At 30.1% G+C, this 24,831-nt stretch carries 24 protein-coding genes and 1 pseudogene; 16 read left to right on the plus strand and 9 right to left on the minus strand.

Annotated features, from left to right (window positions below; genetic code table 11):
• Positions 1 to 64: 64 nt before the first annotated feature.
• Together murD and V6U76_RS00705 are read right to left on the minus strand one after the other, a co-directional pair.
• Positions 65 to 1,420 carry a UDP-N-acetylmuramoyl-L-alanine--D-glutamate ligase gene (gene murD / locus V6U76_RS00700; RefSeq protein WP_333023088.1) on the minus strand — a complete coding sequence of 452 codons (1,356 nt, stop codon included), beginning with the start codon at positions 1,418 to 1,420 and terminating at the stop codon, positions 65 to 67.
• A 114-nt stretch (positions 1,421 to 1,534) separates the two neighbouring features.
• Entirely contained in the window at positions 1,535 to 2,140 is a 606-nt protein-coding gene (locus V6U76_RS00705; protein WP_333023089.1) for a hypothetical protein, read from the minus strand.
• A 94-nt stretch (positions 2,141 to 2,234) separates the two neighbouring features.
• Between V6U76_RS00705 and murJ the strand changes: the two genes are divergently transcribed.
• The 10 genes from murJ to guaB all read left to right on the plus strand — a co-directional run bounded on the left by murJ (position 2,235) and on the right by guaB (position 10,931).
• Positions 2,235 to 3,752 (plus strand): murein biosynthesis integral membrane protein MurJ, encoded by a 1,518-nt coding sequence (gene murJ / locus V6U76_RS00710; protein ID WP_333023090.1) that lies wholly within the window; start codon positions 2,235 to 2,237, stop codon positions 3,750 to 3,752.
• Positions 3,753 to 3,787: 35 nt separating this feature from the next.
• Positions 3,788 to 6,295 (plus strand): AsmA family protein, encoded by a 2,508-nt coding sequence (locus V6U76_RS00715; protein WP_458695388.1) that lies wholly within the window; start codon positions 3,788 to 3,790, stop codon positions 6,293 to 6,295.
• A gap of 234 nt (positions 6,296 to 6,529) precedes the next feature.
• Entirely contained in the window at positions 6,530 to 7,063 is a 534-nt protein-coding gene (locus V6U76_RS00720; protein WP_333023091.1) for a hypothetical protein, read from the plus strand.
• A complete protein-coding gene (locus V6U76_RS00725; protein ID WP_333023093.1) occupies positions 6,999 to 7,373 on the plus strand; it encodes a hypothetical protein in 375 nt (124 codons plus the stop codon). The genes V6U76_RS00720 and V6U76_RS00725 overlap by 65 nt, the downstream gene beginning before the upstream one ends.
• A gap of 42 nt (positions 7,374 to 7,415) precedes the next feature.
• Positions 7,416 to 7,547 (plus strand): hypothetical protein, encoded by a 132-nt coding sequence (locus V6U76_RS00730; protein ID WP_333023094.1) that lies wholly within the window; start codon positions 7,416 to 7,418, stop codon positions 7,545 to 7,547.
• 90 nt (positions 7,548 to 7,637) lie between these two features.
• On the plus strand, positions 7,638 to 7,790 hold the full coding sequence (locus V6U76_RS00735; RefSeq protein ID WP_333023095.1) for a hypothetical protein: 153 nt from the start codon (positions 7,638 to 7,640) through the stop codon (positions 7,788 to 7,790).
• A 92-nt stretch (positions 7,791 to 7,882) separates the two neighbouring features.
• Positions 7,883 to 8,275 (plus strand): hypothetical protein, encoded by a 393-nt coding sequence (locus V6U76_RS00740; protein ID WP_333023096.1) that lies wholly within the window; start codon positions 7,883 to 7,885, stop codon positions 8,273 to 8,275.
• Positions 8,276 to 8,284: 9 nt separating this feature from the next.
• Complete coding sequence (locus tag V6U76_RS00745) at positions 8,285 to 9,010, plus strand: hypothetical protein (RefSeq protein WP_333023098.1); 726 nt, start codon at positions 8,285 to 8,287, stop codon at positions 9,008 to 9,010.
• Between the two features lie 183 nt (positions 9,011 to 9,193).
• Positions 9,194 to 9,358 (plus strand): hypothetical protein, encoded by a 165-nt coding sequence (locus V6U76_RS00750; RefSeq protein WP_333023100.1) that lies wholly within the window; start codon positions 9,194 to 9,196, stop codon positions 9,356 to 9,358.
• 97 nt (positions 9,359 to 9,455) lie between these two features.
• Entirely contained in the window at positions 9,456 to 10,931 is a 1,476-nt protein-coding gene (guaB, locus tag V6U76_RS00755) for an IMP dehydrogenase (RefSeq protein ID WP_333023114.1), read from the plus strand.
• Between the two features lie 260 nt (positions 10,932 to 11,191).
• Here guaB and mutS read toward each other — a convergent pair whose 3' ends face one another.
• Positions 11,192 to 13,639 (minus strand): DNA mismatch repair protein MutS, encoded by a 2,448-nt coding sequence (mutS, locus tag V6U76_RS00760; RefSeq protein WP_333023102.1) that lies wholly within the window; start codon positions 13,637 to 13,639, stop codon positions 11,192 to 11,194.
• Between the two features lie 73 nt (positions 13,640 to 13,712).
• Here mutS and V6U76_RS00765 point away from each other — a divergent pair, with 73 nt between their 5' ends.
• Both V6U76_RS00765 and mraY read left to right on the plus strand, forming a co-directional pair.
• On the plus strand, positions 13,713 to 15,149 hold the full coding sequence (locus tag V6U76_RS00765) for a hypothetical protein (protein ID WP_333023104.1): 1,437 nt from the start codon (positions 13,713 to 13,715) through the stop codon (positions 15,147 to 15,149).
• Positions 15,150 to 15,364: 215 nt separating this feature from the next.
• Positions 15,365 to 16,339, plus strand: coding sequence for a phospho-N-acetylmuramoyl-pentapeptide-transferase (gene mraY, locus V6U76_RS00770; RefSeq protein WP_333023105.1), 975 nt, complete (start codon positions 15,365 to 15,367; stop codon positions 16,337 to 16,339).
• A gap of 100 nt (positions 16,340 to 16,439) precedes the next feature.
• Here the strand turns inward: mraY and V6U76_RS00775 are convergent.
• Positions 16,440 to 17,105 (minus strand): annotated as a pseudogene (locus V6U76_RS00775) (transposase).
• Positions 17,106 to 18,097: 992 nt separating this feature from the next.
• On the opposite strand from V6U76_RS00775, the gene V6U76_RS00780 reads away from it, so the two are divergent.
• Positions 18,098 to 19,321 carry a cytochrome b gene (locus tag V6U76_RS00780; RefSeq protein ID WP_333023106.1) on the plus strand — a complete coding sequence of 408 codons (1,224 nt, stop codon included), beginning with the start codon at positions 18,098 to 18,100 and terminating at the stop codon, positions 19,319 to 19,321.
• Between the two features lie 28 nt (positions 19,322 to 19,349).
• Positions 19,350 to 20,141 carry a cytochrome c1 gene (locus V6U76_RS00785; protein ID WP_408647402.1) on the plus strand — a complete coding sequence of 264 codons (792 nt, stop codon included), beginning with the start codon at positions 19,350 to 19,352 and terminating at the stop codon, positions 20,139 to 20,141.
• Positions 20,142 to 20,446: 305 nt separating this feature from the next.
• Here the strand turns inward: V6U76_RS00785 and V6U76_RS00790 are convergent, their stop codons facing one another.
• The 4 genes from V6U76_RS00790 to V6U76_RS00805 all read right to left on the minus strand — a co-directional run bounded on the left by V6U76_RS00790 (position 20,447) and on the right by V6U76_RS00805 (position 22,115).
• The gene (locus V6U76_RS00790; protein WP_333023107.1) at positions 20,447 to 20,818 is read right to left on the minus strand and encodes a hypothetical protein; all 372 of its coding nucleotides are present in this window, start codon (positions 20,816 to 20,818) and stop codon (positions 20,447 to 20,449) included.
• A 64-nt stretch (positions 20,819 to 20,882) separates the two neighbouring features.
• Positions 20,883 to 21,410: a hypothetical protein gene (locus V6U76_RS00795; RefSeq protein WP_333023108.1), complete on the minus strand. Its 528-nt coding sequence runs from the start codon at positions 21,408 to 21,410 to the stop codon at positions 20,883 to 20,885.
• 57 nt (positions 21,411 to 21,467) lie between these two features.
• Entirely contained in the window at positions 21,468 to 21,698 is a 231-nt protein-coding gene (locus V6U76_RS00800) for a hypothetical protein (RefSeq protein ID WP_333023109.1), read from the minus strand.
• Between the two features lie 288 nt (positions 21,699 to 21,986).
• Entirely contained in the window at positions 21,987 to 22,115 is a 129-nt protein-coding gene (locus V6U76_RS00805; protein ID WP_333023110.1) for a hypothetical protein, read from the minus strand.
• 656 nt (positions 22,116 to 22,771) lie between these two features.
• Here V6U76_RS00805 and V6U76_RS00810 point away from each other — a divergent pair.
• Complete coding sequence (locus V6U76_RS00810; RefSeq protein ID WP_333023111.1) at positions 22,772 to 23,242, plus strand: zinc-ribbon domain-containing protein; 471 nt, start codon at positions 22,772 to 22,774, stop codon at positions 23,240 to 23,242.
• Positions 23,235 to 24,311, plus strand: coding sequence for a rod shape-determining protein RodA (rodA, locus tag V6U76_RS00815; RefSeq protein WP_333023117.1), 1,077 nt, complete (start codon positions 23,235 to 23,237; stop codon positions 24,309 to 24,311). The genes V6U76_RS00810 and rodA overlap by 8 nt, the downstream gene beginning before the upstream one ends.
• Positions 24,312 to 24,347: 36 nt before the next feature.
• On the opposite strand, the gene V6U76_RS00820 is transcribed toward rodA, so the two are convergent.
• Positions 24,348 to 24,722, minus strand: a complete 375-nt coding sequence (locus V6U76_RS00820) for a hypothetical protein (protein ID WP_333023112.1) — start codon at positions 24,720 to 24,722, stop codon at positions 24,348 to 24,350.
• Positions 24,723 to 24,831: the final 109 nt, after the last annotated feature.

Here is a 24,831-nt window from a genome sequence, read left to right on the forward strand (position 1 = left end):
CTGATATCTTTTCCCATTTTTAATAACTATTCTTTTCTATCTTTGAGTAAATACTCTCAAAAGCTTATAAGCATGCAGCTTTTAAAGTTGCAAACATTTTGCAAAATGATTCACCACGTTCTTCAAAATTTCTCCATTGATCAAATGAAGCACATGCAGGTGAAAAGAATATAGTTGCTTCTTTTTTGTCATGCAACGCTTCCTGATAAGCTAAATTAAATGCATTCTTTAAATTACCGCATTTTACAAAAGAAACTTTGTTTTTTAATGTATCTGCAAAAACATCTGTAGATTCACCAATCAAAAATGCTTTTTTGATCCGTTGAAAATAACTTTTTAGTGGTTCTATACCTTCTTTTTTACTTCTCCCTCCAACGATCCAATATATATTTTTATAAGATAGAATTCCTTTTTTGGTTGATTCAGCATTAGTTGCTTTGCTATCATTTATAAAAAGTACATTTCTTATTTTACCTAGCATCTCATTTCTATGTCTTAACCCAATAAAGGATGTGATTCCGTTAATAATGATATCACTATCTATTCTTAATAAGCTACATACAGCATACGCAGCTGCTATGTTTTCTGCATTAGACGCTAAATCTATTTTTGTTTTATTAATTAGTATTTTCTTTCCATAAACAAATAGATTATTACCTATTAATGATATTCCTTGTTTCACCATAGTTTTTATAGAAATTGGAATTTTATTTTGAATGAAATTATTAAATATATTAAAAGTTATCTCATTATCATATCCTATAACTGCAACCTTACTGTTACTTATTAACTTAAATTTGGCTTCTATATATTTTTCCATATTTTCATATCTATCCAAGTGATCTGGAGTGATATTTAATAGAACTGCTATGTCTATGCTAAACTTGCTCATAAGATCTAATTGAAAAGATGATAATTCAATAACATAAATTTCTTTGTCCAGACTAAAATTAAGAACAGGATTACCTAAATTACCCCCAATATCTACAGTTTTTCCAGCAAGCTGTAATATGTGTCCTATGAGCGATGTTGTAGTTGATTTACCATTTGTTCCAGTTACTCCAATGATTTTGGGTTGAGGATCTTTTTTAGCAATAATTTCAAGAAACAGTTCAATGTCTGATTTTATCAAACAGTTAAACTTCCTAGCTAACTTTACCACCCAATGCGGAGATGGGTAAAGAATTGGTATGCCAGGACTTAAAATTAATGCTACTATCTCTTGCCAATTATATTTTTGTGGATGAAGAAAATTACATTCACTGTGTATCTCCTTTGCTTTTAGAATTTCCTCTTTATTATCATCCCATGCATATACTTTCACTTTGTTACTCATAAAGTTATTGATAGCAGATAATCCTGTTTTCCCAAGGCCAAATACTGCTATACTTTTACTCTTATATTGATCAAGTGCCTGCATAAAAAATTATTCTTTATAGTAAAATTTACCTGCTCTTAGGTTTTATTGCAGCATATATTCAACCTATGAATTATAGACAGAGAAGAACTTAACGCTGATTAATGATACTCAAGTCTAAAAATTAGGCAAATCAGCTTTGTTTACTAAATGCTCTACACTATCTAATTCCATTTCAGTACACTGCTTTTCTTCAGCAGTCAAACCCAATACATAACCACTTGCAAAATCAACCATATTAGCTGCTACGACTCCTATTCCTATTCCAATTGCTACTCCACACCATGATGAAAATATATTAGTAGAAATAAATCTTGAAGCAAGTGCACCCAAACCAGCTCCTAATGCAACATTCAATATAATGCTAATGCTAAAAAAAGCAATGGTCTTCTTATATGGTATAGCAGTAGACATGAAAACATCTTTGTCGAGGCAGTTATACTTAATAGTAAAACCTATCAATACATTGAGAAGCATGAGAAAAAGAGTATAAGGTATAAAACCTATAATTCCACCTATAATAAAAGGTGATAAGCTAGTGAAACTCAGACTAAAACTTACCACTGCACTAATTAAAGCTATCACTACTGATGCCAATAATGAATCATTGTCCTGATCACCAGTAATACAACACTTAAATATATGATCTACTTTATCCTTCTTTACCAGCTTGTAGTACCCTTCTTCATTACATTCTATATAATACTCTCTATATTTAGCCACGTAACACCTATAATAAAAAAAAAACAACATAATTAATTGAAGTATCAACTTTAGTCTATTTGCTGTATAACTTCAAGTGAGTCAAGTTAATTTAATGTTTAAAAACATATTTACATTTAGTTTTTTCACAGCTATTTCAAGAATATCAGGCCTAATTAGAGATATATCTATAGCTAATATTATTGGTGCATCTCTGCTTACAGATATATTCTTTTCTTCGTTCCGTCTTACAAATTTATTTCGTGCGTTTTTTGCTGAAGGAGCATTTACCACTGCTTTTATACCATTATATTCAGCCAAACTATACGATAAAAAATTAGCTTATAGTTTTGCAAGTAAGATATTATCTATCACATCTATTTTACTAATATTGTTTTGTCTAATGATGCAAATCCTGACTCCACATATAATTAAAATTTTTTCTCCAGGGTTTGTGAGTAGCCTAAATAAATTCACTCTTGCTGTAACTTTATCAAGAATTATGCTACCTTATATATTATTAATCTCAATTGCTTCTTTAATAGGTGGAATGTTGCAAGTGAATCAAAATTTTATTCCCACAGCTATTTCTCCAATAATTTTAAATCTTTGTTTGATTGCTAGTTTATTTATACCATATGTTGTTACTCCTGCACATAATCTTGCTATAGCTGTGTTAATAGGGGGTATTATGCAAATAATACTAATGATATTTAGCTCATATAAATTAAATATAAACCTCTGCTTTAATTTTAAAATAGACAGTGAGGTAAAGATATTTTTTAAGCAATCAGTGCCTGCAATCATTAGTAATTGTATGACTCAAATAAGCGTATGGATTGACACCATAATGGCAAGTATGATACCAAATGCAGTATCTTATATATATTATGCTGATAGAATCAATCAATTACCTCAGGGAATGATAGGTACCGCTATAGGAACAGTATTACTTCCTTTAATTTCACAACAAAAGAATGATACAGAAAATATAATAAAAATACAAAATAAGGCCATGAACATTGGGTTAATTCTTATTATACCAATAACTGCTGGATTATTAATCATTCCAGATATAATATTAACAACTCTTTTTTCCTACGGAAAATTTGATCCTTATGCTGTACAGCAAACTGTCCCTACACTGGTAGCACTTTCTTTATCGTCGGTTCCATTTACTATAAATAAAGTATTATTACCGACTTTTTATATGAAAGGTAACTTTAAAATACCAACTCTATTTTCAATCTTTTGCCTTTTAATCAATATTTTAATAAACATCGTGTTAATGAATAAGCGTAAACACACTGGTATTGCTATCGCTACTACAACTTCTACATGGATTTATTCTATTTTGTTAATAACTTATTTAAAAAAAAATAATTTATATAATATTAACCAGTCTATATTAAATATAATAAAAGTATTGATATCTACAGCTATAATGTCTTTATTCCTATTTATTATCTCCAATTCTTTAGCAGATATGCTATACTTAAAAACAATCTATTTTAGATTTACTGTTTTGCTGATGTTAGTTCTTATTAGCGCAATAATATATTTATTTACTCTATGTATATTACTAAAAAAAGATCTAAATGATATAAAGTTAATGTTCAAACAAGAGTTTTAAATATGAGATTTCCTAAATACACTACATTATTTATTTTGTCCGTGTCGCTTATTTTATATGTAATTTCAGTATTTATAGATTTGAACAAATATAAAAGTGTAATTACAGAAGAATTAGAGAAAATATACAATGCTAAAATTTTTATTGGTGGAAAAGTTGAAGTTTCTATTATTAATACAGAAGTTATTATACATAATGTATATATCAAGCCTAATGCTAGCATCGGAAAACATCTGTCAGAACTAGTGACAATAGATAAGCTCAAAATCAAACCAGCAATTCTATCTTTACTTACTTTTTCATTTAAACCAAAATCAATCACAATATATGGTATAAAAAGTAATAAAAGTAATTTATCTAGCATGATCCAAATAAAGATAAATGATAATTTGACTGATGTAGTAATCAAAAAAGGGAGCATTTTTTTAGAAGAGAATTTTAGTGAAGATGGCATCATAACAATAGAAGACGTTAATATAAAAAATAAAAAAAGTAAAAAAGAGATATTCGGTAAAATAAATCTAGCAAATAGAAGCTACGCTTTTTCAAGTAAAATTGATGTCACACAACAAAATATTGATATTCAAGCAGATTCAGAATTACTAAAATTAAAATTAGTAGGAAATAAAAAACAAGAATTTTTTAATGGTAATTTGACATTAAAAATTAATAATAATACTAATATTTTTAGTAAATTAATCAAAGCTAGTAATGTTAATTTACTCTCTTATCTTATTCCAAAAGAAAGTATTACTATTTCATCCAACTTAGAAATAAATAAAGAGGAATTTATATACAGCGATTTGAAAATAAATTCAGACAGCATTGAGGCTAATGGCAAATTTAACAGAAATATTAAAAGTAACAATATTGATATTAATATCAACAGGCTCAAATTGGATACGTTCTTAAATTATAAAGAAAATATACAAATAAAAGACCTATTGGAATCCTTAAACACAAATGTAACAAAAAATTTAAATCTCAACTTAGTTATAGAAGCTAAAAATGTTAACTATTATGATACAATCTTGAGTAATCTACATGTTAGTGCACAAATAGCAAACGGCATAGGAAAAATCAATTCAAGCTTAAATTTACCAAAAGTGGATAGTAAACTTTTATTATCAGGAAAAATTTCAAATAATAGGACACTATCTCAATTTGATGGTAATCTTTCTATAAACGGAAGTGATTTTTCTTCAGCTTTAAAATGGCTTGCTCCATCTATTGAAGTAACTGAAAATAAAAAAAGTAAATTCTCATTAAATAGTAGATTACATATTGCTCCCAAGATATTTTTAATTTCAGATATTGAAATATTAAGCAATCAAGAAGTATATCAGGGTACAATAAAGGTAAAATATACAAAAAAAAATAATAATGTAGTTGATGGAGAACTCAACATATATAACTTAAACTTGAATAAATACAGTTATCCGTTAGAAAAAAGTTTGCCAAGGATAAAGTGGATAATTGGTTCAAAAACTCATCTTAATATTTCAGCTAATGTTAATGATTTAATACTTAACAATAGTAAAATCAGAAATTTAAGCTTTTTGCTGTATTCTCAAGAAAATGAGTTAATTACAGATATCATAAGAATGCATGGTGATCATTTAGATGCTGTTGGTAAAATCAAAGCATTAATAATTGGGAAAACACCATCAATTAAGGTAGATATCAAAGGTGATAAATTTAATGGCAATCTATTAAAACCATTAGGTTTAATAAAAAATAAAACAAACTTAGTAAATCATACAATAGAGTGGTCAAAAGAACAATTTAACTTTTTGGATGGATTTCAAAATTTCAATGGAAATATTAATATTCATATTAAAGAGTTTAAAACGAAAAATAGCAACTTAAAGGACTTTAGCTTAGACGCTGAGTTCAAAAACAGAATATTCACTATAAAACAATTGAATTATCTTTCTGAAGACTATGACGTAGCACTTCAAGGTTACGTAAGAATAGATAAAGAATATGCTATACATACAAGATTCTTTATTTCAGATTTAAAAGTGAATAATATTTTAGGTACAAGAGTACAGGGAAAAGTTAATTTAAGTGGTGCAATTAATGCTCAAGGAAAAAGTATGTATGATGCGATTAATAACTCGTTTGGACAAATTAGCTTGGAAGGGAAAAAAATAAATTTTTCTAATATAAATTTAGACTCGTTCATTAGCAAATTGCTTCTTGTTAAAAGCAAATCAGAAATAATAGCACTTACTAATTCTGATATGTATAACGGCAATACACTTTTCAAAAAAATTGTTGGAAGAGGAGATATTAAAGATGGTATTTGTTCAACAAGCTTAACATTTCATATAGAGAAAGCATCTGTATCAATGTCTGCTAATATACTTTTATTAAATGCCACAATGGTATCAATATTCAGACTATTTTTTATACCTAACCATCAAAGTGACCCTGTGCATATAGATATGCACATAGATGGTCAAGTTTTAAATCCTAAAATAAGCTTTGAAGTAGATAAGATCTATAGCACCTTATTTACAGAGAAAGACAAAAAATAATAAATAGTTTTTCACATTTTTAAACTTTTTATGTAGTTAGATTAAAATATATTTTAATCTACATTTGATTGAAGTATCATGTGATCTATATCTAGAACCTAAGTTTTTTCTTCATTTTTCGATGTGGTTGTAAATTTTATTCTATCTTAAGAGATAAAAAGACTAATTATGATATTTAATCATTTTTAACATAATGACGATATAATTTTTCTTTTCTGAATGTTAAGGGATTATATGGGTATTTTTCCAGAAAGTGAGCCTAAAGTGAGAGTAAAAAGACATGTTGCATTACCTGAAGAACCATCTATAGATGAAGGAATAACAGGTAATACTCCTATAAATTTTAACAATCCTGCGCACATTCCTACTACACCACCAGAAAGCACCATTAGCTCTAGTTATATAACTCCAAATAATCCAAATGACGTTGCAAACCTCGATGATTTTAATGATTACCTACCAGAAGAATTAGAAGATGATGCCTCTGGTTATGTATCACTATTAGATGATGATGTTGGAAATTTAAACGACTTTAGTGATTCAGGAATGTATGGTTCAGATATCTCTATTCAATCTGATGTTTCACCTGAAATGAATATGGAAGAAGAAGGTTTAGGAGAAGAACTTGAAAGTGGAGTAGAAGTAGTAGAAGCTACAGAAGTTTTAGGAGTAGAATCTGCAGAAGGAAGACACAGTTCCTGTTTTGGGATGGATTGCAGGAGGAGTAACACTTGTTCTGATAGGTACATTAACTTACAAGTTAGCTAAAGCTATAAATAAAAAACACGGTTTAGCAGAAGAAAAAGAGAAAAGAATTGATGAGATGGTAGAGAAAATCCAGAAAATAGAGGAGGATATAAAGAATTATATTAGTGATAAAACTAATCAAGTTCATGAAATGAAAGAATATTTGGATAATATGATCCATCAAAGATATAATATTACTAAGGAATTAAATTCTTTATTTAAAGAAAAAGGAATAAGCTTATATAAGCCAATTGAAGAAGCGAATAAACGAATTGAAGGATTAAAGCTTCAAGAAGCTGCTCTAGATAAAGTTGCGCATCAGCAATCATAGCTAATTTTAAAATTAGAAAAAATTATTGATAAAGAAGATAGTTTGAAGATTAAAGATAGTAAACAGCAAATAAAAATCAACAAAGAAGAGTTAACAAAGCTTGTAGAATTATTTGGCGAAGAAGAGGAGATAAGAAAAAACTTAGGCAGTGAAATCTCTAAAATTAAAGAGTAATCGTACATTCTACGTAATACTCTGAAGTTAAAATATCTAGAAAAAAAAGCATTAGAAAGTGTAAAAAAAGAGATTGATATAGAACAATATTTGAAAATATTACGCGATGAAGTTTGCGAAAATACGGAGAATAGTGATTCAACAATGCTGCGAGAAATTTGTCAATATGAACCAAAAATTGATACTGCAAGCTGGGATAATGACATCCGCATAATGAATTTACATGATCAAATGCAAATATAGCTTTACAGTAAACTCGCTAATTCGCAGCTTGCCTATAGAGAGGCCAATTATAACATATAAGATACACAATTTTTTTATTATAAGAGGTTATTATGGATTCTTTTTTAGACAATGAATATAAAGTTAGAACGAAAAGAAATGTATTTAATGAGGAAAAACAGCATACTACATCTAAAGTAGAACAAATAGCTGAGGTATTACAAGATATATCATTCACAGAACAAGCAAATCAGATATCACAACAACTGCAGCAAGCTGAACAATATGAAATACAAACGCATGTACTACTAGAGCAAGCTCAAAATATTAAACAATTACACTTAGCACGTGCATCATTATTACAATATCAAGAACAATTAGTACTACTAATACCACAAATCAGAACTTTATTCTCGCAAGTGCAAAATGATCAACAAGCAGAGCTAATGCTGCAATTAATATTAGAATATTCACAACATAATGCACAATTAGAAACACAAATGTAAGGTTTAATAATGCTATCTCAGTCATTAGGAATACCTAATTCAAATACAATGAATAACAATCAAGCAGAAGAAACTTCTAATAGAGAAAATATAGCAGTTGGAACATTGGAAACGGTAGAAAGTACTATAGAAGCCGAAGAAGCAGGAGTAGAAACTGAAATAGGAATAGTAGATGCTGCAGAAATTCTGGGTGAAGCAGCAGAGATTAGTACTGCAGTAGATGAAGCATCTGCAGGACTGCAAGTTGCAATAGGAGTTTCAGAAACGCTTCCAACTATCTTTGGGTGGATTGCAGGAAGTTTAACACTTGTTTTAATAGGTGCATTAGCTTATAAAATAGTTGAAGCTATAAAGAAAGAAGATAATTTAGAGAACAATAAAGTTAAAAGAATAGATCAAGTTGCAAATAGATCTTTAGAAATGGATGAAATGGTAAGGAAAATCTTGGAAATAGAAGAAAATGCCTACTATTATATCAATAGTAAGTCACATAAAAATAATGAAATAATAGAATATATGGATGATATAATTTCTCAAAGAGATATTATAGTTGAAAGGTTAGAATTTTTATGTAGAGAATATGGTATAAGTTTATTGAAATTAATCAGAGAAGCAGCTGAGCGAGCTAAAGAATTTACTCTTAGAGAAGATGCCCTAGATAAAATTGTGCATCAACAATCACAATTAATAATAAAGTTAGAAGGAATCTTTGATGAAAAAGGTTTTACTATTTAGGATAACAGAATACAGCAACAAACTAGCAAAAAAGAATTAGCAGAGCTCACACAATTATTTGATAAAGAAGCAAGAATAAGCAAAGATTTAAATAACCAAATTTCAGTCATTACAAATGAATCATACATTTTAAATAATACTCCGCAGCTAGGATATTTAAGAGAAAAAGCATTGGAAGATAAAATGATAGAGTTAGAAATAGAACTATGTTTAGAAACATTACGTGATAGAGCTTGTAAAAGCGCGACAGATAATGATCCAGAAGGATTACATAAAATCTGCATATATATACCAGAAATTGATACTTTAAAATTAAATAGTAACCTCACATATGACCAACTCTTATGATTAACTTGTAAATTATATTCAAACTGAATGGTAATTTTATTACTAACAGTTGCAGTCCTGCTAATAGCTGTATAGACTCTTAGTAAAGCTTATGAAAATGGAAGTTTGTTACTCATTTGATGATATTCTACTTTTACCTACATATTCAGATGTATTACCAAGGGATACGGATATAAAAACATATCTCACAAATAGTATAGAGATAAATATACCTATTATATCTTCTGCTATGGATACTGTTACAGAGTCTAGATTTGCAATAGCTATTGCTCAACTTGGTGGCATAGGTTGTATACATAAGAATCTATCAATAAATGAACAAATTATAGAGGTTAGAAAAGTAAAAAAATACGAAAGCTGGATTGTTTATAATCCCATTACAATTACACCATATGAAACAGTGAGTAAAGCAATACTGTTAATGAAAAAGTATAATTATTCTGGTATACCAGTAGTTACAAAACCAGAAAATAAGTTAGTTGGTATACTAACAAATAGAGATGTGAGATTCATTCAAAATACGAAAGTAAAAGTTTCTGATGTGATGACAAAAGATAAACTGATAACTGTGAGAGAAGGAATAAGTAGTGCAGATGCAATGGTATTATTACATAAAAACAGGATAGAAAAACTTTTGGTTGTAGATGAAAATTCATGCTGTGTAGGTCTTATAACAGTTAAAGATATTGAAAGATATAATCAATACCCAAATTCTTGCAAGGATGATAAAGGACGATTAAGGGTTGCAGCAGCAGTTGGTATTGAAAAAGAAAATGGGATAGAAAGGTGCGAAGCCTTGATTAATGAATCAGTTGATGCAATTATTGTAGATACTGCTCATGGACACTCTGCAAGTGTTATTAACACAATAAAAGAAATAAGAGCAATGTATCAAAACGTACAACTAATTGGGGGAAACATTGCTACTAAAGAGGCAGCTGAAGAACTAATTGATGCAGGTGTTAATGCTGTGAAAGTTGGTATAGGGCCAGGCTCAATATGCACTACAAGAATAGTTACAGGTGTTGGTATACCACAATTTTCTGCAATTGCAAGTGTTGCTGAGGTATGTAAAGCAAAAAATGTTAGATTAATTGCTGATGGAGGAATAAAATATTCTGGTGATATAGCTAAAGCTATTGCAGCTGGTGCAGATTCTGTAATGATTGGATCGCTTTTTGCTGGTACGTATGAAAGTCCTGGTGAGATTATTATGTATAAAGGGAGAGCATACAAGCGTTACCGCGGTATGGGATCTATTTCTGCAATGAAAGCAGGTTCAGCAAGTCGCTACTTTCAGGATAAGAAATCAAAACTGGTTCCTGAAGGAGTAGAAGGTAGAGTTCCATTTAAAGGATCAATATCGGAAGTAATTTATCAACTCACTGGTGGATTAAGATCCGCTATGGGATATACTGGTAATAAAAATATCGAACAGATGAAGAAAAAATGCAAATTTGTTGTTACTACAGCATTAGGTTTGAGAGAAAGCCATGCTCATGATATAATCATTACGCATGAGGCACCGAATTATAATTGCCTATCATTTGGGTTACAGGCTGATTTAGAATAGAATGGTAAATAATTGGGATTGCTAAACTAGACAGGTGAGAATATAATCTCTCCTTCAAAAGAGAAGTTATGATATGGTAAGCTACTTAGGAAGCAAAGCATATCATAAAAGAGCCTATACTACAAGTGCTTCAGCTATATAAAACTTGGATGTTAAAAAAATCAAGAGAATATAGTATACTTTCAAGCATTCTGTAGGGTTTAGGATTTCGATCAATAGGTCAGATCATCTTACTTAGAGTGCATTACCCATAATGTTACTTATATGTGACTATTATAACTTGAATTATGCTCTTTTATTTTTAATTCTTTAAGTATCTCACTTGCTCTATCTAAAATGGAATCAGGAAGACCAGCAAGCTTTGCTACGTGTATTCCGTATGATTCATCCGCAACTCCTTCAATTACTTCATGTAAAAATATAATTTCTCCATTCCACTTCTTTATTTTAACACAAAAACATTTAACCTGATTAAGGTATGTACTGACTGCAGCAAGTTCATTGTAATGAGTTGCAAAAATTGCTCTGCATTTATTTGTATTATGTATATATTCTATTACTGCTTGAGCAATAGATAGCCCATCATGTATTCCTGTCCCTCTACCAATTTCGTCAAGAATCACTAAAGAAAGATCTGTTGCTTGATTAACTATTGCTGCAGTTTCAGTCATTTCTACCATAAAAGTAGAATAACCTACAGCGATATTGTCCGTTGCACCAACCCTACTGAATATTTTATCAATTACTCCAATATGTGCGCTTTCTGCTGGTACAAAAGAACCCATATGAGCTAAAATTGCAATTAAAGCATTTTGTCTTAAAAAAGTGCTTTTTCCAGCCATATTTGGACCAGTAATTAAATGTATGCCAGATAAATCAATACTATTAGCAGCAAATTTACCATTAATTTCAATTACTGGATGTCTTCCATTGCAGATCCTAAACTCTTTACTGCTATCAACAATAGGTCTTGCATAATTATTCTGTACTGCAAGCTCTGCAAATGCTGCTCTAATATCAAGTTTTGCTAAAGCATGTGCAGAAACAGCAATTTTATCAGATTCTTTAGCAATCTTAGTACATAATTCATCAAAAATTTTCGTTTCTAAATTGATCATAGCATCATGTGCTGTAAGAATTTTATTTTCCAATTCCTTTAACTCATGAGTTGTATAACGAATATTATTTGCTAAGGTTTGCCTATGAATAAATATATCTGAAGAGATCTTATGATTAGATGAAATTTCAACATAGTAACCAAGTATATTATTATGTAATATTTTTAATGATCCAATACCGGTAAGATCGCAGTAAGAATTACGTAACTTGGTTATAAGTTTATTACTGTTTCTCAATGTATATAATAATTCAGATAATTCTTGACTATATCCTGGATTTATAAAACCTCCTTCTTTAACATTACTTACATTGTTGTTAAGTATAGCGCTATTTAGAATTTCAAGAAGATTTTCATGATTGCCTAGGTTCTTATATATAAGACCTAGCTCACTCTCGTCTGACTTTAATTCAGATATAAGTTCAGATAATGCTAGCATTTTCTCTAATCCTATTTTGAGTAGATTCACATCTTTTGGCGAGCCTCGTCCAAGCATTAAGCGTGATAATGACCTTTCAATATCTGGAACTCCAGAAAGTATTTCTCTTATTTTCTTACGAGACTGATCATTCTTGACAAGAAACTCAACAGTATTGAGCCTTAAATTTATTGCTTGTGAACAAATAAGCGGTGAGGCAAGCATTTGTTTCAATAGCCTGCCACCAGGAGCTGTTACTGTATGATCAATAACTGATATTAAAGAGCCTTTTTTTTCACCACACTGTGTTGAAAATAATTCTAAATTTCTTCTTGCTGAGGAGTCAATTAACATGAAGTTCTGTTGTTTATAAGTTTTTGGAAATTCAAGTTTTGGAATAGATCCTCTTTGTGTAACTTTTACATATTCAATTAATGCACTACATGCAATTACTTCTGCTTTACTAAAAACTCCTATTACTTTGGTACTTTTGATGCTATAGAACTCACACAGTATCCTATTAGATTTATTATATGCAAAAAAACTCTCTACGTGCTGTGTAATGGATATTTTATAATTTCTTAGAATTGATTTAATTTGTTCATTTTTAATCACTTCTTCAGAAATTAATAATTCTCTTGGCGAGATACGTAGTAAATCACTATCTAGTGTTTTTAAATTTGTACTTGAATAAAAAAACTTTCCTGTTGATAATTCAAGCCAACTAATTGCATATTCATTATTTTCTTCAACTATAGATGCTAGATAATTATTGCTCTTATCATCTAACAATGAATCTTCCACAATTGTACCTGGGGTGATGATTCGTACTACATCGCGTTTTACTATAGATTTATAACCCCTTTTTTTTGCATCATCTGCTGTTTCAAGTTGATCACAAATTGCAACCTTGAATCCTAGATTTATTAGTTTATTCAAGTAAGATTCGCTGCTATGTGCTGGCACACCACACATCGGTATTTCCTGCCCATTTGAATTACCTCTTTTAGTTAGCACAATATTTAATATCTTTGCTGCTTGAACTGCATCTTCAAAAAAGAGTTCATAGAAATCTCCAAGCCTATAGAACAACAAGTATTCTTTATACTGAGCCTTTATATTCGAGTACTGATTCATTACAGGAGTAGTTTTTATTGAACTCAATATAGACATAAAAAATTAATTGACATGATAAAAATGTATTATATCATACCCTATCTAAGATTCAAATTAGATATGAGGGTTTATGAAAAAAACAAAAAATTTTATACCAAATAAAGAAGAAGAATTTAATTACATTGATTCATCTCCTCCACTGGATTTTGGTAGTGGGGTAGTACGAGTATTAAAACTGCCGCTTCGTGCTATATTATACGTAATAAATCCACTTAATTGGTTTAATTCTGCTGAAAAAATTGGTAGAGATTTTCGTGCTGCTATAAGTGCTAATACAGATATTGTACCAACCACTAAGTTATACGCATCGGTGCTCGAAACTGAGAAACATCTTGGAGTTGAAGTTGCAGGTATTAAACCAGGAGCTGTAGCACTATCATTTCGGCGCTCCCTTATAGGGGAGCTTGATAAGCTTACTCAAGAAAAAATTGAAGAAATAGAAAGCAATTATAGAGATGTAAAGTTAAGTGCTGATCACGATTCAATAACAGTTCAATTTGATACTGAAAAAATTCAAGATAGAAATCGAGATCAAGATAAGACACGAACTAAGAGAAAAACTATAGGAGAAATTTGTAGCAAGGTTGATTCTGTGCTTAATGAAATACTTAATGTTACTCTAGGAAAAGGATGGTTTGGCAAAAACAGTAATATCATTAATAATAACTCAAAAAGACAAATTGCAACAATATTATATAGAAGTTATAATTACACTAGGTGTGATGAGTCCTGGTTTAGGAATACAGGAGATACAATACTTGTTTCTTTTACTAATAGCAGCAAAGTAAAGAAACAAACAAAGGGTAGTAATAGAATAGCAGCTAGTTACACTTATGATTCTGATCTAGGTAAAGGTTGTATCGTAGTTAGAGGACCGCATCTCAGGGGGTACTATGATAACAATAGCAATCAAGATTGTGCTCCATTGCCACATGATGTTGTGTATAGGCTTCCATCTGGGTGTTATATATCTGATATAAAGGATATAGGAAACGGTATAATAAGTTATAATTTCATTAGAGAAAAGGATAAAATTAGAGGTTCTATAAAGATCAGAGATAACAGTTTCTTTCCTGACATACTTCCTGATGGCTCAATAACAGCAGGGTTTCGTATATCCAATATGGAAGACTGTGGTGATAGAATAAAGTGTGGTTTTATCAGGGAAGAAGATGGAAAACAGGGAGTTATAGAAATCAATAAAAGTAATGCTGTGCCTAAGTTCTCTCCTAATGAAGCCATGCCGTCTGGCTATAAATTTTGTCACATGCAAGAAAAAGATAATGACACAATAAGGTATTTCTTCCTTGAACAAAAAAATAAAAGTATTGGTTGTGTTGAAATAAGGAAGGCTGATCAGTCTCAAGAATTTTTGAAAAATTTAAAACCGAAAAGAGAAATAGTTAGTACAGTGCTGAATAATCCTACTATTGTGGCTATGGATAAGTATAATGTTTATAAGAAGCTTGATAATAGTCATGACAGAGCAGTTATTTGGTGGGAATGATAGCTTTACTTGTGAAGCGAAAGATATCTATACCTTTTTAGATAAAATGATCTCAGTAGTATTTTGATTAAAAGTACTACTGAGGTTGAATATGTATATGTTAATAATAAAAGTAGTGCATTCCAAAAATTATTCAGCTATAGGTGGTTTTAATATTTTTTCTCATTGATTATTTTATTGGTAATATATTAAGAATAAATTATCAAATATAAATTGTGAATTATTTAGCATTATCAATAGGGAAGGTATTTTTTACTTCTTTTTTTCTTAGTGTATTAATTTTTCCTTATTTCATAAAATTTTTAAAAAAGATAAATAAAAAAGGCCATCCTATCAGATCAAGTATGCTTGAAAGCCATACAATAGGTAAAAAAAATACTCCAACCTTAGGTGGAATAGTCATACTAATTTCCTCCTTTTTTTCATTGATTCTCTGGTCTCAGTTAAAATCAGAAATTTTTATATTAATAACAATAACTATCTTTTTCGCTTTAATGGGGCTTATAGATGATTATTTAAAAATTAAAGCAGATAATTATAAAGGCTTAAGTATGGAGGTAAAAATATTAGTACAGTTTATAGTTATAGTCTGTATTCTTAAGATTTGCCCTGCAAACTCAAAAATCCTTATATTTCGCAATGTATTTGTTGATTTGGGTATTTTATATATTCCGTTTGCTGCATTTATAATAGTTGGAGCTGCGAATGCTGTAAATATTACAGACGGATTAGATGGACTTGCTGCAACACAAGCAATTACCGCTTTTCTTTCCTTAGGATTCATTGCATATTTTAGCGGTGCAGGTGCAGATATCATCTTATTTTGTACTGCTTTTATAGGAGCAATTTTAAGCTTTTTTTGGTTTAATACACACCCAGCAAAAATATTTATGGGAGATGTTGGTAGTTTATCTATAGGAGCAGCCTTAGGATCAATTAGCATTTTAGTAAAAAGAGAATTAGTACTTGCACTTATTGGAATAATTTTTGTGATAGAAACTTTATCTGTGATAATTCAAGTATCATATTTTCGATATGCACAGTTTAAGTATGGGGAGAAAAGAAAAGTTTTTCTTATGGCACCAATACATCACCATCTTGAGAGAAAGGGGTGGTCAGAAAATACAATAGTTATGAGATTTTGGATCATTTCTATATTATGTTCAGCTTTTACTTTACTTTTTTTCTAATGCACAGCACAAGAATGATATAGCAACCAACTTACAATAAAGAAAGAATTAGGTGGAAAATTACACAGCTGCAAAACAACAGATTAGGTAGTGTAGAAAGCTATAATAGAGAGAATAGACCTTTTGCATAACTCATATCCAGATTGTAAATTCCAGCTATTAAATTGAACCTTAAAGCAAAACGTTTTCGCCGATTTCGATAGCGATCTGTACGTAAATTTTAAACCTTTTCAACAAATCGATCACAGTCTTAACCATAACTCTCTGACTCGCAAGCTCTTGATTTTCTTTCCTTTAAAATATGAATTTTTGACTCTTTGAAAACACGAAAATTATTCTTTCTACAGTTTGAAAAAGACGTGCAAATAATTTTTTACTTTCTTTTTCCGTAAAAATCTATGTTTTTATGCTATGCTTTTTTCCTAAATAAAATCTCTTCTTCTTATGTCTTTCCACGGAAGTCTCTGTTGCATCAAATTCCATGTCACTTTTCGGTCTGGCAATACAAATTCCTGTTCTATCAGTCGAATATTACGATAGCAAGCACTTTCGCTTACTCCATAGCTTTGCATAATTATGTTCGATATTCACGTAAATATTCTCATGCCATACCTATCTTCTATACAGAGCTTGCCTTTACACCTACTCTTTGTTTTATTTCGTCTAGCTTCTTCATACAAAATTTCTATCATCCTGTTGAAAGTTTCTTTCCTTTTAGCCGACGGAATTTCTCTTCATCTAACTCCATACTTTCTTCATATCGCATACTTTTAAACTTATGACTTTACACTAACTTTTGCTCTTTTCAATTTTGAAAGAGATCTAATTGTGATTACTGTAGTTTAAACACTCATAATTCATACAAGTTTTAGTATGGATGTTTTAATCTAGACATTTATTTCAGTCAAATGTAAATGCAAGCAAGCTAAACAACAATAAAAATGCTATAGTCATAACGTGTGGCAACTTTACGGAAGTGATTATTGAACATTCTTTCAATTGAATTTCTTTCTTTATCGTATTGCCTTGTTATTAGAACATGAATGAATAATAGCTTCAGCGTTTACAGCTTTGCTATATAGTTTGCGATCTCAGCCTTTATCAGCTAATCAGTGTTCCATACGTCTATCAGATCAAAGCTTTTGTATAATTAGATCTTTGACCAGCAGTAACAAAAAATCTGAATAGGAGAGCATCACAAGCAGCATGCTTAAAAATCCTCCTTTGCATCGTCCAAGCTCCTGTTCTTGCTTACCAAATCCCACATCTTTTTGCAACCAGCAGCATGTTGTTGAATCTATCATGAGCCACTCTGTATCCTAGTTAACAGTTAATGTATTGAAAATTATCTGCCAAATACCAGATTTTCCCCATCTAATAAAGCGTTTATCGTACGCTTGACTAATTTTCCATATTCAGATGGCAATATTATCCATTTTGCTCCTGTCATGCCTATCCAAATCTACTTCTGCTATAAATTTCCTGTTATATTTTGCACTTTTTTCTCTATCCACCTTTTTACCTGAACGATTTTTAATACTTTAGCATTAGATGAAGACGCGAAGTAGCTCATGGCAGATTGTCTTTTATTTTCTCCCACTGCTCATCTTTTAAATCACATAGCATTTGCTTTACCTAGTGACAAAAAGGCTTTTATAGCTTAACCTCAATGTCAAAAAGACCTAAACTTTTCATTGTATGCAAAAGATAAATTGCTAAAATAAAAATTAAAGTAGAAGCTAGACATATTTATAAGTAATGCAAGATAAAGAAACAAAAGTTGAGGAAGGAAAAGGTATAGTAGGGTGGATAGAGTATAGGTTGCCTATATTTTCCTTTATAAAACATTTTACTTCTTATCAGACTCCTAAAAATTTAAATTATGCATGGAATTTTGGCTCTTTAGCAGGAATAGCGTTAATTTTGCAGATAATTACAGGAATATTTCTTGCTATGCATTATACTCCACATGTTGACCATGCATTCAATAGTGTGGAACGCATAATGCGCGATGTAAATTATGGATGGTTGATACGTTATACACATAGCGTTGGGGCATCGCTTTTTTTTATGGTAGTTTATGTTCACATAATACGAGGGCTGTACTATGGTTCCTATAAAAAACCACGAGAAATAGTATGGTTTATTGGTATATTTATATTTTTTGCGATGATGGCTACTGCCTTTATGGGTTATGTTCTGCCTTGGGGGCAGATGAGTTTTTGGGGAGCCACGGTTATAACAAACTTATTTTCAGCCATACCTTTTATTGGTAATAAAATTGTTATATGGTTATGGGGTGGTTTTTCTGTAGACAATCCAACTCTTAACCGCTTTTTCGCTCTTCACTATTTATTACCGTTCATTATTACTGCTTTAGCTGCTCTTCATGTTGTTGCACTTCATAGGTTTGGGTCAAACAACCCAAGTGGCGTAGAAGTAAAATCTAGCAAAGATACAATTTCATTTTTTCCTTATTATATAGTTAAAGATTGCATAACTTTTGGTTTGTTTTTTATTGTATTATTCATTTTTGTATTTTATTCTCCTAATAGTCTTGGTCATCCAGATAACTATATAGAGGCTGATCCTATGGTTACCCCAGTTCACATAGTGCCTGAATGGTATTTTCTACCTTTTTATGCAATTTTACGCTCAATTCCTGATAAGCTTTCTGGTGTAGTAGCGATGTTTAGTTCTATTGCAGTTTGGTTTTTATTACCTTGGCTTGATAAAGCAAAAGTAAAGAGCGGTGCTTATAGGCCAGTATTTCGTGTATTTTTTTGGATTTTTACTATAAATTTTTTATTTTTATGTTGGCTTGGTGGTCAAGAAGTAAAGGAACCATATTTAACTTTAAGTAGGGTCTCTACTCTTTATTATTTTACTTATTTCTTAATAGTTTTACCATTATTAAGTAAATATGAAAAAATAAGAAAGCTGCCAAGGACTCTAAGTGAGACTGTGCCAAAAATGAAGTGATTTTTGCATCGATAATAAAAGAATTAATATGATAAAATCTTATGGTAAGTTGGTTTTTGGATTCAATATTGGAGCTGTGCTAAGTATATTTATAATGTTTTATATAATATCTTATTCTGTATTTGCAGAAGATTTTAAGCCATTGCCTAATAAAACAGTAGATTGGAAATTTGAAGGTATATTTGGTTCTTTTGATAGGGAGTCAATTCAACGTGGTTATAAAGTATATAAAGAAGTTTGTGCAGCTTGCCATTCGATGAATAGAGTTGCTTTTCGTAACTTAAAGGATATTGGATTTTCTGAAGATGAAGTGAAACAATTAGCGTCTTCTTATCAAGTTAAGGATGGACCGAACGATTTAGGTGAAATGTTTGAAAGACCTGGAATACCTTCTGATTATTTTATCCCTCCATTTGATTTTAAAGAAGCAGCAGCAGCTAGCAATAATGGCTCAGTGCCTCCAGATCTATCATTAATAATTAAAGCAAGAAAGGATGGTGCAAATTATGTTTATTCGTTGCTTACAGGTTATATGAGTAATGAACATGATGGTCATGATCTTTATCCGAATCCTTACTTTTCAACTGGAAAATTAAGCATGGCACCACCACTATATGATGGTATAATACAATATGAAGATGAAAAGGAAGCTACAGTTGAAAATATGTCACGTGATGTAGTTAATTTTCTGCATTGGGCAGCAGAGCCAGAATTAGAAGATAGGCACAGGCTTGGGTTAAAAGTTATTAGCTTTTTAGCAATTTTAACATTATGTTTTATAGTTACTAACCGTAAAGTTTGGAAAGGTCTATATAAATAAGAAAATGGTATATTGGCTTCAAACTAAAGAATTTGAAGCCAATATGAGCACTAATTAAAATATGTTATAATCTTGCCGATTGGAGATTAACTACTTGTTTAATTACAGCAGATGAAGGTTTGGTATTTGCCTACTTGATTTCATCACATAGGCAGCTGATTTCGCTGTTCTTTTGTATGAGATTTTGATATTTAGCATACTCAGGAAGATCTAGAATTTTGCTAGGGTCTGCACCATACTCTTTCTTACGTTCTTTATAATATTGCTTTAAATCTTTTAACTCAGAAGGATTTAGTTTTTTTCATCTACTTAAAGAATACTTTATTAAGCCTAATACCCTGATAGATACAAGCATCAAGAACTACCTTAACCACTTCTTTAACATTATTATAACTCTTATTGTTAGGAAGAACACTCATTGTGTTGTTATTTTTCGTTAAATCATTAGTAAAAGCAATATATTTAATTGCATCTATTTGTTTTTTACTAGGGTAAGAACATTTTTTAATTATACTTTGCAACAGTGTGTATTTTTGAACATTATCTCCACCATTTTTATACTCAATAAAACACTTAATAATATCAAAACTCCCAATTTGCATATGTTCTTTTGCTGAATTAATTAATAAATCAACTAAGTCATTATCTTCAGCTTGTGTTTTAAGAAGAAGCTTCATTATATTCCAATATTGCTCTAGTTGTAAATAAGATGCAAAAGAAACAGCATCAAGCCTTCTACTATCAAGTAAATCCTTTAATATAATAATAGAGTAATATGCCGATCTTCTTCATAAGGGATAAAATCTTCAATAAAGGATCATAACTATAGAACTGATAATTACATAAAAATTTATTATAAATGCCATCATTCAATTCCTTACATAATTCATCATTAATATTATTTTTAATATCACCATATAGTCCATTATATTCTGTTAGACAAGCATGCAAATATGCGAGAGACTTATTTTCTTTTTCTAACTTATCAATTAGTTCTGGTTTTTGGTAACCTGGATCAATGAACGGAGATTTAGAAAATGTATCATCATGATCTACTAGTTGTTTTATATGACATTCAAATTCAGGGTATGTACTCGTCTTAATGTCATGACATAAATGAGATGCAGATTCTATAATAGCTTCTATTTTCTCTATTGATATTTTTCTCTCACCAATATTGAAGTACTTATCTTTAGGTCCAACATAGATATATTCTACACCATTAGATTTTACTTTAGCATGTGTTTGTTCATCAAAATGGCACTTCATACTTTGCCTTTTATGAGAATCTATAACTTCAGAAATAGATTTTGTAGCAATGAAATATCATAAAGTTCCTTCTTTTGTTGCTATGCCAACTATTCTAAATGTTAGATATCCATCTTTTTCTTCTCCGCTTTTTCTACTAATTCTTGGAAATATCTTTTGCTCTTCTGCAAGAAGATATTTCGGTAAATATAGTTTAGATAATTCACAGTTGATTTTATCAGGTTGTATACCTAAGTGTTTTAAAAATGTCAGTCCAAATTTCCTTTTTAATAATTTTATTGATTTCACTATTTCATCTTTATTACTTAAATCTGTAATAAATACATTGCCTACTCCAACTGCTAAATCTGGATGTTTTAATACTATCTTGTCTATGCCTTCACTCTTAAAATATTCTATGATTTTATCTGCCAGTTTATTGGAATCACGAGAGAGATCTAATGTATTACATGTTTTGGTGAAACTCCCTTAGGTAAGTGTAGCCTTTGATATACCTTGTTATCTAGCTGAGATGGTATATATCATAATCTGGAAATGCTTTTTCAAAAGCATTTTTTGATTCACGCAAATCACCTCCTAAACCTTAATCAAAGGCTGCACCTCATATACAATGATATCCCATGTTTCTTTATCTATACTGCAATCTATAATAAATGCATAACTGTTATCTTTTATAATAACACTATATTTAAATACAACACACATAATAATTATATACTAGTATAAGGTTTATGTCAATCATATAATATATTTTTCATAAAATATATAGATTCTATACTCTTGAATTTCTAATGAATTTTTAATCTACAGTAACCTTATTTACTTACTATCATTTGCACTTCCGTTGGTAATTTTTCATGGCTTGCTAAATTAGATATAATCTCCTTTTAAAGAGAAGTTGTAGTATGAAATGTAAGTTACTTCAGAAGTAAAAAATATCGTAAAAGCTGCTATACTACAAGAATTTCAGCAATATAATTATAAAGATTGTAAGTGACCTTTTTGCTATCTTTTTTGTAATAACTTGTGTGCTTTTTTCCAGAATAAAAGCGCTTTTGCTTAAACGGTATCAACCACTAAAGCCTTATGATCTATTTTTACTAGTCTTTTTTTTACCTGGGAGAGCAAAATCTGATCGACGAACTTCTCTCCTTCGAGCCTGCTTTACTTTTTCATATCTTATTATACATCTCTACTTCTTTCTTATAACTTTTTGTACAGTTATGCAAGAGCTCTATTTCAATTTGTTAGAGTTTACCTTATAAGTTATGGTCATTGAGTTTAGTTCTAATACATAATAATTGATACCATTTTATTATCTTATATAATAAACAATTTATCTTTATTATTGCGGAAGTATTATGAGAATACAGTGCACTAATTGTAATAGAGTTTATATTGTATCTGCAGAGCAAATTAGTCCAATGGGAAGAAAAGTTCAATGTACAGGTTGTAATTATATGTGGTATGAATATATCAATGATATTTATGTTAAAAAATTAACAGATGATGACAGTATAGCTACTACTCACTCCAATAATGAAATTGTATTATATGGAAAAAATAATAGAAGAATAGCATTAAAAAACTTAGTGTTTGCCTCTGCAACTTTTATCGTAGCTTTAGTTTTATGTTTCAAGTTAGCTAGTGATATTTTCCCAAATGAAGCACAGAAAGTATATAAAATTGTGAGCACATACAAAGATACAATCAGTTATAAGCTAGGTTACAAAAGAGACGAGACTTCTTATAAAAAAGAATTAATTACTGAAAAGTTAGATGAAAATGATCGCTTTTTGCATAATGTGAGACGCAATATTGATAATTCATAAATCTAGGAAGTTAGAAGTAATTTGCTGGCTATTGATAATAAATGTTAGTGCTCTTTTTCTTATAGGGTTAAGTGTACAATATTCATGTGCTGGAGGAAAATGGGCACCGCTGATTCATCAGTTGATTATATTTTTTATCTTCTCTTTCTTAATAATAATTATGCTCTTTCTAAAGTCAGAGTTTTTTTTAAGATATTCCTACGTTATTTATACATTCACAATTATTGCACTACTCATTACTAATTGTCTTGATTTTCATGTAGCTGGCACCACAAGATGGTTAAGAATAGGATCAATGAATTTACAACCTTCGGAATGTACAAAAATCAGTATTATATTGGCATTAGCACGTTATTTTCACAATAGAAGTGTATATAGAATATTAGAGTTAAGGACATTATTTAAAGCAATTGCAATCATTCTTTTGCCTGTAATTTTAGTACTTATGCAGCCTAATTTAGGCACAGCAACTATAATGCTATTTATAGGAGCATCAATCATATTTACTGTAATACTAAGAAAAAAACACTTAATAACTTGCGTAGTAATAGGTATAAGCACCATACCAGCTTTCTGGCCTTTTATGCGAAGTTATCATAAGAAAAGAATTCTATCTTTTCTAGACTTATCAACTGATCCACTTGGTATAGGATATAACGCAAAACAATCACAAATAGCGATTGGTTCAGGGGGATTATTCGGCAAAGGATTTGTAAATGGTAGTCAAACCCAACTTGGATTTTTGCCTGCAAAACGTACAGATTTTGTATTTTCTGTACTAAGTGAAGAATGGGGATTCATAGGTAGTATGGTTGTAATGTTGCTTTATACTTTACTTATAATTACAATACTTACTCTTTCTATACAAGTAAAGGATTACTTCTCTAAACTAATATCAATAGGTGTTTTTGCTTTTTTTGCTGCACATTTTTTTGTAAATATAGGAATGACAATAGGATTCTTGCCTATCATAGGCGATCCATTACCGCTTTTATCTTATGGAGGTAGTATAACATCAGCAAGTTTAATATGTATAGGACTTTTGCTTGTTTCAATCAAGGCTGAGTAATGCCTAAACTACTGATAATTTAGGCATTTGTTAATCCTAACTTGCAGGATTAAGGCTTTGCGAGGTACTATAAACGTTAGCATCAGTCAAGTTAAATGATGCTTTTTTTTCATCAATATTACATTCTTTAAGACACTGATCCACTAATGCTTTTTCAGAATCCTCACATTTTTTATAACCACAATACTGTTTATAACAACCAACATAAGCAAGTATTGTAATAAGCAGCACACCCCCTACTGGTAGTAAGAATATTAATGAAGTTTTAACAGAATGTAGAATAGAAAACGTACCTATACCCCACATAAAAGCATAAACCCCAAGTTCAGTAGAACTATCTATATGGTGTTCTTTTTTATTTTTAGTAGAATTTATTTTTTCTAAGTTATTCAACAATATGTTTGAATCCATTTTTGCCTCACTAATTAATATACATACATTGATTGTAATATTATTATATTTTTTCAACAAATCTTTATTTCTGAAGTTAGTATGAAGCTAAATTATAAGATTTTTATAA

Source organism: Wolbachia endosymbiont of Pentidionis agamae (genome assembly GCF_036711655.1).
Taxonomy (GTDB): Bacteria; Pseudomonadota; Alphaproteobacteria; order Rickettsiales; family Anaplasmataceae; genus JAZHPY01.